Raw genomic sequence first — 12,411 nt, forward strand, 5'->3', positions numbered from 1 at the left:
TCGTCGAAGATCAGCAGACTGCAAATCGTAGCTTATGTCAGTGTCCGAATTTCGGGGGGTAGCTCAGTCCGGCTTCGCCGGAGAGCATTTCGGCCGCCTTGCAGGCCAGTGCAGCGAGCTTTCCATGCGGATAGTCGAAACGGGCCCGGCGCATCGCTTTGATGTTTATGCATTCGGGGTGATCGCTGGCCCTTCGGCATGCGGCCCAATGGACAAGAATGGTCTTGCGCGCCTGCTGGGGGCTGCCCCAACTTTTCCTCATCTCCTCAGGGCTGTCTTGCAACACAAAGGTCCGGTGCCTTACGTCAAGGTCGAACTCGGTTGCCAACCTGCGCAGGCGGGACGAGATGTTGAAACACCAGACGCAAACAACGTCGTGGTAGAAAACGATGGTCAGAGGACGGGCCATCACGCGGCCTCCGACCTGTCTGCGCCCGTCGCAAGCTGTGCGGCGATCCTTGCTACATGCGCGCCTTGGAACCGTGCACCGGCAAGGTCGGTCTCGGTCGGTGTCAGCGCGCCATCGGCACCGGCGATTGTTCCCGCGCCGTAGGGCGCACCACCGATGATCCCCTCCCGAGACGTCTGGCCCGCAAATGTGTAGGGCATCCCGGCGATCAGCATGCCGAAATGCTGCAGCGGAATCTGGGTGGAGAGCAGGGTTGCCTCATGGCCACCATGCTGGGAGCCTGTAGAAGCAAAGACCCCCGCGACCTTGCCGACCAGCGCGTTCTGCGCCCACAGGCCGCCGGCCTGGTCGAGGAACTGCTTCATCTGGCCCGCCATCATCCCGAAACGGGTCGGCGTGCCGAAGAGAATACCATCGTAATTGGCGAGATCGCCAGGAACGGCCTCGGACGTTTCGTCAACAACAAAGCCCGCCTTTTCGCGGACCGCTTCCGGGATTGTCTCGGGAATGCGACGGATATCGACCGTCGTGCCGGCCACGCTACGGGCGCCGTCGGCTTCGGCCTCTGCGAGCGTGCGAACATGGCCATAGCTGGAATAATAGAGAACGAGAATGCGGGTCACAGGAGATCTCCTTGGCTGTGTTTGAACTGCCAGGAAGATCGGTCATTGCGCGCACTGGAATAACCGGCGCGCTGTAAGATCACTCTTTACACAGGTTGACGAATATCAATCCCGCAGGGCCTCTGTGAGATTGTCGAGGAACGCGGTCACACGCGCATCCAGCCCAAGCCGGGAGCCCGTGAGCGCAAAAATTCCAGGTGCCGGTAGTTCGTAGTCCGGGAGCACACGGACGAGCGTGCCGTTTGCCTCTTCGGCATCAGAGATGAAATCAGGCAAGGTCCCGAGCCCCCGTCCTGAGATGAGAAGATCCCGGAGGACAAGGCTATTGCCGACCCGCACCGCTGGGTCGAGGGGCACATCAATGATCCTGTCAAGCCCGTGCAACGTCCATGTCGTCAGGTGATCCGCGAACAGGAACCCCATGATACGGTGTCGAACAATCTCGTCCGGTGACGTCGGGGAGCCATGCTTGGCGACGTATTCGGGAGAGGCAAAGATACGTTGCCGGATGGTTCCGATCTTGCGGGCGATGAGCGCCGAATCCGGCATGATGGGACGGATGCGGATCGAGACATCGAAGCCGCCCTCAATCATGTCGACGACGCGATCATCGAGCGAAAGCGTCACCCGCAAGTCGGGATATTGGTCAAGGAAGTTCGGCAGCATGGGCGCGATCACCACCTGACCGAACGAGCTCGGCGCGTTGATCTTGAGATGCCCGGTGACCTCTCCGGCACCCTCGCGGATGCGGTCCTCGATCTGGTCAACGGCGCTTAGAATTCGGAGTGCCTCGTCATAGAAAAGCTGGCCGTTTTCAGTCAGCGACATCGTGCGTGTGGTGCGTGTCAGCAAGCTTGCGCCAAGGCTTTCTTCCAGAAGCTTGACCTCTCGACTCAAAAGTGCGGGCGACACGCCAAGGTCCTCCGCAGCGCGCGCGAAGTTGCTGCGCTCGACGATGCGGCAAAACGCGTTCATGACCGACAGCTTGTCCATGATTGATTAAAAGCACGATCCGGGTATGAAAGAAATGACCGCATGCGAATGCTTGGCGAAACAGGCACCACGCAAAAGTAAGAATGGCTGTGCCGCAAAGCACTTTTCAGCATGAGTACCGGAAGCCTGAATTCTGGTTCCAGACTCTGGAGACACGCAATGACTCAACGGGGTTTCAAGGTCCGCGCGCTTGGTGAAATCGCCATAAGATGCGTCGACCTCCCTGCAATGACCGCTTTCTACCGGGATGTGATCGGGCTTGAACCTCTCAATGACGCAGACAGTAGTCCCATTGTCTTCTTACGAATTGCAGAGGGGTTCGGCGGGCATACCACCGTTTTGGCCCTGTTTCGTCATGATATCGAGGGTGCAGGTCGGACCTCTGGAAAAGCGACGCCACCCGAAACCGGGCCCGGATCATCTCTGCACCACCTTGCACTCACCTTGCCTTGGGGTGAGCAAGACGCCGTCATCGCATGGTACGAGCATCTTGGTCGTGACTACAAAGTGGAGTATTTCGATTGGGTCGGCTGGCGCGGCGTCTTCACCTTCGATCCCGATGGCAACTCCGTTGAACTCGTCGCCAAGGCCCCGGGCTGGTTTGGCCCGCCGAATGCGTAATCCGAAACATACGTCCGCTGGGTCTTATGGACACCGATTTTCTCGAACGGCCATTGCTGCCGTTCACCTTTTTACCGGACTCTGCAATGCGGCTCCCAAAACCGACCTTTACCCGATGTCTACATCCGGATTGCTAAAGGCCAAAGTCAGACGGTCCTTGAGGTAAGGGAGACGTGCTTGTGCCTTTGCAATCTTGCCAAGATGCAGATCGCCATAGATCACACTCGGCTCTGATCCCGCTCGGGCCAGGTCCTGACCGTCCGGCGTTGCGATAAAGCTTTCCCCAAGAAAGCGCAGCCCGTTCTCGTCGCCCGCGCTGTTGGCATACGCCAGAAAGACCCCGTTCTCATAGGCCCGCGTCGGGATCATCCTTTGCGCAACCCAGCCCCATTGCGCCCCAAGCGCGGTGGGCACGAGGATGATTTCGGCGCCCAGTGCGGCCACATGCCGGGCGGCTTCCGGGAACTCGGCATCGTAGCAGATCAGCGTGGCGATCCGCACATCACGGTAGGTGAACAGCGCGCAGCCTTGGCCGGGCGTGAAATGATCCCGCTCGAACCCCGGCGGGATGGCCAGTTTGCGGTGCCCGCCCAAATGCGCGCCATCGGGGCCAAAGCACTGCGCCGCGTTAAAGATTGCGCCGCCATCGCGTTCCGCAAAGCCGTAGTGGATGGCGACGCAATACTGACGCGCCAATCCGGCGATGCGCCCGGCGGTCGGGCCATCGGCGTGCTCGGCGCGGGCGGCGACCTGATCGCCGATGTTGTAGCCTGTGGCAAAAAGCTCGGGCAGCAGGAGCAAGTCAGCCCCTTGCGCGGCAGTCTCAGGCAGGATGCCCGCCAACCAATCCAGCCGGTTGCCCGGCGCAGGCAAGTCCGCCGGGGCCTGACCGACAGCCAGATGGAACACGCCCCGCATGGTCAGTGCTCCGATATCAGCAGGGTGCGGGGGTAATCGGTGATATAATCAAAGCCACTTTCCGTCACCACGATGCTGTCGCCGATGCGCCCCGCCGTGACCCCGTCGACCGAGATACCGCCATCGACCGCAAAGGTCATGCCGGGTTTCAGGATCGTGGTGTCACCGGCCTTCAGTTCCGGCGCCTCAAGATAGGCGACGCCGATGGAGCGCCCCGTGCGATAGCCCGTCTCATACCCGCGCACGGCATAGATTTCGTTCGCCGCGGCGGAGACCTCTTGAGCTTCGATACCGGGGCGGATGGCGGCCAAAGCAGCTTGCTGGGCGTCGATCGCGGCTTGCTGCACGCGCGCGGCCTCGTCCGTTACCTCGCCGATATGGAACATGCGATCAAAGCCCAGCTTGTATTGCTTGAACTGCGCCATGTTGCAGAAGCAGAAATAGACCGGATCGGCGCGCTGATACCGCCGCACAGAGGCGCGCCGATGCACCATCGATGTGTCGCGTCCGCTTTGCAGGATTTGAAGGTTGTGGATCATCGGCGAGACAAAGCGGTCCCACCCGGTATCGGTCAGGAAGTCCGCCGCCTTGCGCGAGCCCTCCTCGATCACCGCCAGCGCGCTTTCGTACTCCGGCAGGCCCTCGCGCAGGCTGCCATGGGCAGCGGCCATCATCGCACCCGCGATCTGGCCCGCCTGTTTCATCACCTCGATCTCGAACGGCGTCTTGATCATCCGCAGCGCACCAAGCACGGGTGAGATGTCCTTGATCGGCACGCCGGGATAGCTGTCATCGAGAAAATTCCGCACAATCGCTGGGATCGAGCCACGCTCGACCCAAACCGCCTCGGGCGCTTCACCCAGCGCCCCGGCGAGCGCACGGCCCCAGCTGTTCTGGCCCATATCCTCCCAGGTGCGCACATCCTCGACCCAGGTCATGGCAGCCACCATCTCGGACTCCATCAGCGGCGTGATGACGATGGGGGCGTCCTCGGCATTGACCACCAGCATCGTAGGGCGGCCGAATTCGATCCCCAGGTAGCCCCAGAACCCGGCCAGATAGGCGATAGAGCTTTCGTCGGTGAAAACCGCCCGGCGAATGCCGAGATCCCTCATGCGGGTCTGAAGATCGCGGGTGCGGGTGCGTGCCTGATCGAGCATGATGCAATCCTTTGAATGGACCGTGAGAGCCGGCTGATTGCATTAGCTGTATGCAGCCACGCCGTCAAGGCGAGCCAATTGGCGACATGTTGCCAGAAAAACACCTCTCATGTATGCAGCATGGGCAAGGAGCCGTAAACGATGTCAACCGATCCCGATGCGCCGAAAACCACGGTCGAGACCATTCAGGCCGAAATTCTTCGGCGCATCTGCTTTCTCGACTACAAGCCGGGGGACCAGTTGAAGGAGGCTGAACTGGCCACCGAATTCGGTGTCAGCCGCACCCCGGTGCGCGACGCGCTCAGCCGGATCAGCCATCTGGGCCTGGTCGAGACCCGAAACGGCGTCGGCACTGTGGTTGTCGCCCTGACGGATACGCAGATCCGCCATGTCTATGACATGCGGCTGGAACTGGCGGGGCTCATCGGCCGCATATCGCCCAATGCCATCACCGATCGGCACCGACAGTCGGTCAAGGCGATGCTGGCAACCGCACACGCCCTTGACGGGCACTTCGACGTCCGCCGATATGTCGAGATCAACCATGACCTGCACGAACTGATCGCCAGCCTGATCGGCAACGAAACGCTGCGGGCATTCTGGTGGCAGACCTACTACCAAGCGGCCAGCACATGGCACCGCGTCGGCACCCTCTTGGGGGCAGATGCCGCGCAGGCACTGGAGGCGGAATTGCTCGATGTCGCCACCGCGCTGGAGCATGACGACGCAGAGGCCATCGGATACATCCAGCGCACCCATATTGGATACGGCTACAAACGGATCAAGACGCATATCCTCGGCTCTGCGAAAGTATAGAGGCAGTCTTAAGACATGGGCTGCGACCGGTCCAGCGCGGGCTTTCGCCAAGATGTCCACTGCTGCGGCGCGGCCGCTCCGGGGAGGACTTTCGGTCAGGATCAAGGGTGGCAACATAGCAGTCGGTCTTCGGCGCCGCTGCCGATCCGACGAGCAAGCCTCCGTCGATATTGAGTTCGGCCCCGGTCATGTAGGCCGCCTCATCCAAGGCCAGCATGACCGCGAGCGCCGCGACCTCGTCCGGGTCGCCGAAGCGGCGCAGGGGCGCGTCCGCGACGAAACGCCTCGCGGTCGGGACCGGTGCCCAGCATCGGCTCCCACATAGGGGTCAGCACGGCGGCCGGGTGGATCGAGTTGCAGCGGATATTGAGCCCCTGCTCGGCGCAGTAGAGCGCGACCGATTATGTGTGGTTGCGAACCGCGGCCTTCGAAGACTCATAGGCCGCCGCGGCCGGGATACCCACGAGGCCCGAGCGGGACGAGATATTGATGACCGCCCCCGCGCCCCGGGGGCGCATCGCCCGGATCGCGTAGCGACACCTCCTATACCGAGGACCACCTGATCAGGATGGTCGCAGACGGGATCGGCACGACCTTGAGGCCGAGATCGAGACGCACCGCCGGATCCTCGCCTATGCCGCGCAGCGTCCGACGGTCTACCTGCCCAGTCACGATCCCGGCGCGCCCCGTCGACTGGCCGATCGGGCCACCCTTGACCCGCACGGCAAGGCACTCGCGAGCACACAAGTCAGGGGAGAGGCGGCATGAGGTTCGAGAACCAGATCGACCTGTCGGTGCCGAGAGACACCGTCTTCGCCTTCGTCGCCGACCAACGCAACATTCCGCTTTGGAATGACTACGTGGTGGACGTGAGACAGGAGAGCGGAGACGGCCCCGCGGTCGGGGCGCGCTACTTCCAGACGCGGAAGACCGACAGTCAACATACCGAAATCACCAGTATGGATGCCGGAAACAGCCTGACCGTGGAGACCGTGGAGGGTGCGCCGGTCGCCCGCCGGCATATCGGGTTCCGGCCGACCGGGCGCGGCACCCGCCTCTTCGACAGTTGGGATCTCGAAACCGGATACCCGGGCGTGATCGCGTTTTTCGCCGTCCGCCGGATCAGGCGCGCCGTCGCGTCGAACCTGGAAAAGCTGAAGCATTTGCTTGAGGACGGCGAGGTGCAGCGTCAGGAGGGTCGCCTGGTCACGGTCAACAGACGCGCCGACGCGGAACGGTCAGGCACCGGTAGTCCAAAGAACGGTTCGTCCCGTAATGCCGTCTGGACGTTCTTGCCGACCGGAGCGAGAGCCGCTTTTGTCTGCCATGCAGACATTGGAGTATCGTGCAGCGGAAATCAGGATCCGCCCCCTGCGTCGGTGACAACCGGCCCCCGCCGGTCTCGGCCGATTGTGTTGAAATAGTCGGTGTGCTGCGAATAAGAAGCACAATCTGCAGAACATCCTCCCGCGAAAGCTCCGTCGCGCAAACACAGTTTGCCCAAGGGTGACATGAGGGCCCGCTATTCCAAAATTTTTAGACGAATTTCAAGTTGCAGAGTTTTTCAACACAATCCGCCCGTAATGTCATCCGCAGCGCAAAGACCCCACTCAAGCCGCGATTTATGGGCAATGGACTTTCAGCTTCACTATACGCCCCACGCGCTGACACAGCGCGTCAGTTCATCGGCCCATTGAGCAGCCTGGTGAGAACTTTGCGTTCGGTGCAAGATTTCCATTTCGAGAATGGAGACCACATACAGGCAAAAGAGATCAAATTGCACAATATATGGTGTACAGTTCTCAATTATTGTAGGTTTGGAGCGGGCGACGGGAATCGAACCCGTATCATCAGCTTGGAAGGCTGAGGTCTTACCATTACACAACGCCCGCAGCGCCATTGCGTGTAAAACAGCGCGACGCGCGGGTCAAGCGGCTGCCGGGCCGTTCAGTAGGATTGCGCCTTGCGAAGGCGCGTCTGTCGCCCCTCCTCTGCGATGGCCCCGCCCAGCGTTGTGACCCCATTGTCGCGCAGCAGCGCCAGCATACGCACAAAGACCTCGGCCGTGGCCACCGTGTCGCCCATGGCGGTATGGCGCGCCTCGGGCGGGATATGCACGCCGAACCGGTCGCAGAGCGCGTCGAGCGTATGCTGCCCGGTATGGTCGAACAGCCCCGCCGACATCAGCACGGTGCACAGCACCGGATTGTCAAACCGCCGCCCGATCACCTGCTCCTTGAGCCGCAAAAACGCCAGATCGAACGGCGCGTTATGCGCCACCAGCACCGCACCCTGACAGAAATCGTGAAACCGCTGCCCGGCCTCGGCAATACCCGGCGCACCCTCGACCATCGCATCGGTGATGTGGTGCACCCGGGTCGAGGCGGACGGGATCGCCCGACCCGGATTGACCAGCGTGTCAAACGTCTCGCCGCGCAGGATGCGCCCGTTGACGATGCGTAGCCCCGCGATCTGCACGATCTCGTCGCCGCCACGCGGCGACAGGCCCGTGGTCTCTGTGTCGAAGACGACAAAGCTGAGATCCGACAGCGACCGCTCGGCCAGATCACCGCCGGGGGCCTCGGGCAGGTTGAAATCGTAGAATTCGGGCCGTGCATCGCCGGGGGCCAGAGCGGGTGACGCAGAGGCCAGCGGCAGCACGATCCGGTGACCGATAGTAGCCGTTTCGGCCCAGATGTCGGTCTGATGCGCGGCCAGCGCATCGCGCCCGGAATATGCACCATACGCCTCCGAGAGCGGGGCGCGCAGCCAGCCGGTCAGTTGCCCGTCGGTCACTGCTTCGCCCTGCCAGCCTAGGATCAGCCGGATCTCGCCCCCTTCCACCTCTGCCGAGAGGGTGAGCGCATCACGCGTCCTGTCCTCGGTCAGGTGCCGTAACACCTGCGCCAGCAGCGTGGTCACGGCAAAGCCGTCGCAGGCCAGCATCGCCTCGCTGCGGGCGATCCTGACATCGGCATCGGAATGCGCGCGCACCCCGTCGAACACATGGCTCACCGCGACCGGCGACATCGGCCAGCGGCGCGATTTGATCGCGGCATGGCGCGCGCTGAAATCATCGAGACAGGTGAATAGCCGCGCCACCTCTTCCTCGATCCCCTGCCGCATCCGCACGCGGTCTCCGGGCGCGAGATCATCCACCGATTGCAGCACTTCCAGCAGCGCGCCGATGGTGCCTGCGGGTCGGCGGACCCCCTCCATCAGCGCGGTGAAGAGGTGATCATGGGCGGCATGCGCGCTCAGATCCTCGGTCGCGTCGCGGAAGATCAGGACATGGCCCGACAGTTCCTCATCCGACAGGATCGGGCTGACACGGCCCAACAGGAACCGTTGACCATCGGCAGAAGCGGCGAGGAAAGTCTCGGCGGTGACTTCGCCGCGCACGCGGGCCTTTTGCATCCGCGACAGCGCGTCCATCACCGGCTCTGGCCGCAGGAAGGCCGAGAGCGGACGGTCAAGCCCGATCTCGCCCAGCAACTCCTGCGCCATGCGGTTATACAGCATCACCCGGTTGTCGGGCGTGGCCACCACCGCGCCCTCGCCCAGATCGCGAAACAGCGCCTCGAAGAGCGCCTTTTCCCGGGCGATGCGGGCGGTCTCGCGCTCGACCGCGCGTTGCCGGGCGGCGCGCGCCTCTGATAGCGCGGCGTTGATCGCGTTGGCGGCGGGGGCCAGCGTGCTGAGATGCTTGGCCTGTCCCTCGTCGATCTGCAAGTCCACATCTGCGCGGGCGCGGGTGGTCAGATCCGAGGCGAGCGCGAGGATCGGCTTGGCGACGTTTTCATCGAACAGCAGCCCGATCCAGGCCGCCAGCCCCAGCAGCCCCAGCCCCCCGATCAACCCGGCGATGACATAGCCATCGGGCGGCCCGCCCGCGCGCATATGGCCCAGAATCAGTGCCCCCGCGATCAACGCCGCACCGCCCAACCCGATGGCGGCAAAAAACAGCGCAAAGCGCAGCCGCAGGCCCAACCGCTCGGTCAACCGCTCGATCATGGCGTGCCCTCCCCCAGCAACGCATGGATTTGCGCGGTGAGGTCCGCCATGGCAAAGGGCTTCGTCATGAACGCATCGGCCCCCGCGGCCAGCCCCTTGCGCCGCTCCGCCGCGCCACCGCTTGCCGTGATCATCAGCACCTTGATACCGTTGAGCGCCGCATCCCGGCGGATCAATTGGCAAATCTCGTAGCCCGAGCGTTCCGGCAGCATCACGTCGAGAACCACCAGATCCGGGCGCGCCTCGGCCAGCGCATCGAGGGCCGCATTGCCCGACGCCACCCGCCGCAGGGCATAGCCCGCCCGCCCGATCAGATGGGTCAGCGCCAGCGCGATGTTGTCCTCGTCCTCGACGAGCAGAACGGATTTTTGCGACATTGCGGGCCTCCTCTCCCGGTCATGTCCGATGCACTCACGTCTGGCAGAGCGCCTCGCTCAGCGGATCATCCTCGGCCATGCTCCTCCACGCGGCCTCGGACGGGTCGGCCAGCGCCGCCGCACTCACATCGGCGCGCGCACCCTCTGCGCAGTTCACAAGCTGCGGGCGTTTCGCGGGCGGTGTCCAGCGTGCGAAAAAATAGAGATCGGCCAGCAGGATACCGGGGGCATCGGGGTTGGTCTGCACGCTCTCACGATCGAGCGCCATGATCCGCGTGGTCTGCGGGATGACATAGGTCCAGGGTTTCCAGACCCGCGTCTCCTCGACCGTGACCAGAACCTCCACCCCCTCGGGCAGCCCGTCGGTGGTGCGCCCGGCCCAGCTATATTCCGACCAGATCGCATAACCCAGCATGGCGATCCCGGCCATCACCGGGGTAATCCATTTGGGCAGACGTCCGCCGCTCAGATGCCCCGCGATGAGGGCGAGACCGGCGGCGACCGCACCTGCGGCGAATGTGGCGATGAGTTCAAAGAACATGGGTCATCCTCTTGCCCCGCGTGACTGTCCGATGGCTGATTGCATTGTCTTGACCACCATGAAGGCATCGCGCAGGTGATTGCGCTCCAAATCCGACAGATCGGACGGGTTCATGAAGTTGTCGGGCGTCTTGCCCCCCGCAATCTGCGCGGCCTGATGGCGCAGGCGCGTCTCGGCAATGAGGTCATAGGCATCGAGCAGATCATGCGCGCCGCTCTCCGAGATCACGCCGCCCGCGCGCGCGCCCTCGATCCGGTCGCGGGTGCCCGCCTCTTCCAACGAGCCCAGCAGCGCATAAATCCGCCCCAGATCGACCACCGGCACGACGCCGGAATGCTTGAGGTCGATGGTGTTCTTGTGATCGCCCGACCGGATAAGAGCAAACCCCCGAAATAGTCCCAGCGGCACGGTATGCTTGAGCGCGTTCGAGATCATGTGCGCCACGAAGATCGAGTTCTTCTTGGCCTGCGCCAGAACCTCGGCCTGCAGGTTGTCGAAGAGCGCCGCCTCGCCCGCGATGGCGCGCAGGTCGAACATGACCGAGGCCAGCATCTGCGCCTCGTTGTCGGGCTGCGCGATCCAGCCCGCGAAATACTCGCGCCACACCCGGCGCGGCTGCCGCCAGCGCGGGTTGGTCGCCATCATGTCGCCGGGGCAGTAGAAGAACCCGCAGGTATCGAGCCCGTCGCTGACGAACTTGGCGAGATCGGCGAAATAGGCGTCGTGTTGCGCGGGGTCAAAGGCGTCGTCGAGGATCAGGCAATTGTCCTGATCGCTGATGCCGGTCTGCTCGCGCCGCCCCTGAGAGCCGCAGGCGGCCCAGAGATAGGGAACCGGCGGCGGGCCAATCCGCGCCTCGGCCAACCGCAAGAGCCGCCGGGTGATCGCATCGGTGATATCGGTGATCCGGCGGGTGATCGAGGCGGGCTTGACCCCCGCCCGCACAAGCTGCGCCAGAAGACCCGGCACACGCTCCATCACATGCGCCATGTCATCGGGCGTATCGGCGTGGGTGATATCGGCGACCATGTGGCTCGCCGTGGCGGCCTGTTGGCGGAACAGGTCGGTCTTGCCGATCATCCCCACCACGCGCCCGCCTTGTGCCACCGGCAGATGGTTGACCTTCAACTCCGACAGCAGCATCAGCGCATCGAGGCCAAGCCGCCCCGGCGCGATGGTCACCGGGTCCGGCGTCATCACGCGGCTTACCTTGATTTGCCCGTCCAGCCCCTCGGCCAGCACCTTGTTGGTCAGGTCATGGGCGGTGATGATGCCCGCGAGCCTGTCATCCTCCATCACCACGACCGAGGAAATTACGTGATCGCGCATCAGTCGCGCAACCTCTGTAATGGTGGTGTCCGGCGGGCAGGTGACGGGATGCTGCGCCATCAGGTCAGAGACCTGAAGCGCTGTAAGGCCGGTGGCGTAGGGTCCGCTGTCGGTCGGGTCTGTAGGCCGTGCACGCGCAAACCAGCGGGCGATCCCGTCACACCTCTCCATAAGATCCAGGAAATGCGCCGTGGGGATCAGGATCAGGCGTGCGGGCTCCGAGACGCGGGCCGTCAGTTGCGCGGTGCCGTCGCGCAACAGGCCACGTTCACCCATTATGTCGCCGGGGCCGCGATGCGAGACGAGGTCATTGGCCCCGGTCTGGATGTCGAACGCGCCCGAAATGACAACGTAAAGCCCCCTGAGCGGCGCGCCCTTGGCAAAGAGCGTCTCGTCTATTGCCAGTTCGATCAGGTCGAGGTCGGGCGCGAGGCGCGCGCGCATCTCGTCCGTCAGCGCGTCGAATGGCGCCTGCGCACACAGCGTGTCGATCAGGGCGGGGTCGGTCTGGCGCATCGCCGGGCCTTTCTGGGGAAGTATCTGAAAACAGTCTAAAAGCGCCCGTGATAGCCGTAAATACCGGCGGGCGGAAATCGACAGGGGCGGCCAT

General features: G+C 63.3%; 14 protein-coding genes and 1 tRNA gene. 3 read left to right on the plus strand and 12 right to left on the minus strand.

Features of this window, described 5'->3' with window-relative positions:
• Positions 1 to 37: 37 nt before the first annotated feature.
• The 3 genes from ACFFU4_RS05365 to ACFFU4_RS05375 form a co-directional block, all read right to left on the minus strand.
• Positions 38 to 409: a hypothetical protein gene (locus ACFFU4_RS05365; RefSeq protein ID WP_377067835.1), complete on the minus strand. Its 372-nt coding sequence runs from the start codon at positions 407 to 409 to the stop codon at positions 38 to 40.
• Positions 409 to 1,032, minus strand: a complete 624-nt coding sequence (gene wrbA, locus ACFFU4_RS05370) for an NAD(P)H:quinone oxidoreductase (RefSeq protein ID WP_377067837.1) — start codon at positions 1,030 to 1,032, stop codon at positions 409 to 411. Before wrbA ends, ACFFU4_RS05365 begins: the two co-directional genes overlap by 1 nt.
• Positions 1,033 to 1,137: 105 nt before the next feature.
• The gene (locus ACFFU4_RS05375) at positions 1,138 to 2,025 is read right to left on the minus strand and encodes a LysR family transcriptional regulator (RefSeq protein ID WP_377067839.1); all 888 of its coding nucleotides are present in this window, start codon (positions 2,023 to 2,025) and stop codon (positions 1,138 to 1,140) included.
• Positions 2,026 to 2,184: 159 nt separating this feature from the next.
• Here ACFFU4_RS05375 and ACFFU4_RS05380 point away from each other — a divergent pair, with 159 nt between their 5' ends.
• Positions 2,185 to 2,646 (plus strand): VOC family protein, encoded by a 462-nt coding sequence (locus ACFFU4_RS05380; RefSeq protein WP_377068221.1) that lies wholly within the window; start codon positions 2,185 to 2,187, stop codon positions 2,644 to 2,646.
• A gap of 108 nt (positions 2,647 to 2,754) precedes the next feature.
• Here the strand turns inward: ACFFU4_RS05380 and ACFFU4_RS05385 are convergent, their stop codons facing one another.
• Positions 2,755 to 3,564: a carbon-nitrogen hydrolase family protein gene (locus tag ACFFU4_RS05385; protein ID WP_377067841.1), complete on the minus strand. Its 810-nt coding sequence runs from the start codon at positions 3,562 to 3,564 to the stop codon at positions 2,755 to 2,757.
• 2 nt (positions 3,565 to 3,566) lie between these two features.
• A complete protein-coding gene (locus ACFFU4_RS05390; protein ID WP_377067843.1) occupies positions 3,567 to 4,724 on the minus strand; it encodes a M24 family metallopeptidase in 1,158 nt (385 codons plus the stop codon).
• Positions 4,725 to 4,865: 141 nt separating this feature from the next.
• Here ACFFU4_RS05390 and ACFFU4_RS05395 point away from each other — a divergent pair, with 141 nt between their 5' ends.
• Positions 4,866 to 5,540: a GntR family transcriptional regulator gene (locus tag ACFFU4_RS05395; RefSeq protein ID WP_377067845.1), complete on the plus strand. Its 675-nt coding sequence runs from the start codon at positions 4,866 to 4,868 to the stop codon at positions 5,538 to 5,540.
• Here ACFFU4_RS05395 and ACFFU4_RS05400 read toward each other — a convergent pair.
• Together ACFFU4_RS05400 and ACFFU4_RS05405 are read right to left on the minus strand one after the other, a co-directional pair.
• The gene (locus ACFFU4_RS05400) at positions 5,506 to 5,802 is read right to left on the minus strand and encodes an SDR family oxidoreductase (protein WP_377068223.1); all 297 of its coding nucleotides are present in this window, start codon (positions 5,800 to 5,802) and stop codon (positions 5,506 to 5,508) included. The genes ACFFU4_RS05395 and ACFFU4_RS05400 overlap by 35 nt on opposite strands.
• A 139-nt stretch (positions 5,803 to 5,941) precedes the next feature.
• On the minus strand, positions 5,942 to 6,058 hold the full coding sequence (locus ACFFU4_RS05405) for an SDR family NAD(P)-dependent oxidoreductase (RefSeq protein ID WP_377067847.1): 117 nt from the start codon (positions 6,056 to 6,058) through the stop codon (positions 5,942 to 5,944).
• Between the two features lie 246 nt (positions 6,059 to 6,304).
• On the opposite strand from ACFFU4_RS05405, the gene ACFFU4_RS05410 reads away from it, so the two are divergent.
• Positions 6,305 to 6,964, plus strand: a complete 660-nt coding sequence (locus tag ACFFU4_RS05410; RefSeq protein WP_377067849.1) for an SRPBCC family protein — start codon at positions 6,305 to 6,307, stop codon at positions 6,962 to 6,964.
• Between the two features lie 394 nt (positions 6,965 to 7,358).
• Here the strand turns inward: ACFFU4_RS05410 and ACFFU4_RS05415 are convergent.
• From ACFFU4_RS05415 to ACFFU4_RS05435, 5 genes are all read right to left on the minus strand, one after another.
• A tRNA-Gly gene (locus ACFFU4_RS05415) sits at positions 7,359 to 7,432 on the minus strand.
• Between the two features lie 55 nt (positions 7,433 to 7,487).
• Entirely contained in the window at positions 7,488 to 9,554 is a 2,067-nt protein-coding gene (locus ACFFU4_RS05420; protein WP_377067851.1) for a 3'-5' exonuclease, read from the minus strand.
• Positions 9,551 to 9,931, minus strand: coding sequence for a response regulator transcription factor (locus ACFFU4_RS05425; protein WP_377067853.1), 381 nt, complete (start codon positions 9,929 to 9,931; stop codon positions 9,551 to 9,553). Before ACFFU4_RS05425 ends, ACFFU4_RS05420 begins: the two co-directional genes overlap by 4 nt.
• A 34-nt stretch (positions 9,932 to 9,965) precedes the next feature.
• Positions 9,966 to 10,472, minus strand: coding sequence for a hypothetical protein (locus tag ACFFU4_RS05430; RefSeq protein WP_377067855.1), 507 nt, complete (start codon positions 10,470 to 10,472; stop codon positions 9,966 to 9,968).
• Between the two features lie 3 nt (positions 10,473 to 10,475).
• Positions 10,476 to 12,317 (minus strand): DUF294 nucleotidyltransferase-like domain-containing protein, encoded by a 1,842-nt coding sequence (locus ACFFU4_RS05435; protein ID WP_377067857.1) that lies wholly within the window; start codon positions 12,315 to 12,317, stop codon positions 10,476 to 10,478.
• Between the last annotated feature and the right edge of the window lie 94 nt (positions 12,318 to 12,411).

It is taken from the genome of Roseovarius ramblicola (assembly GCF_042430665.1).
GTDB lineage: Bacteria > Pseudomonadota > Alphaproteobacteria > Rhodobacterales > Rhodobacteraceae > Roseovarius > Roseovarius ramblicola.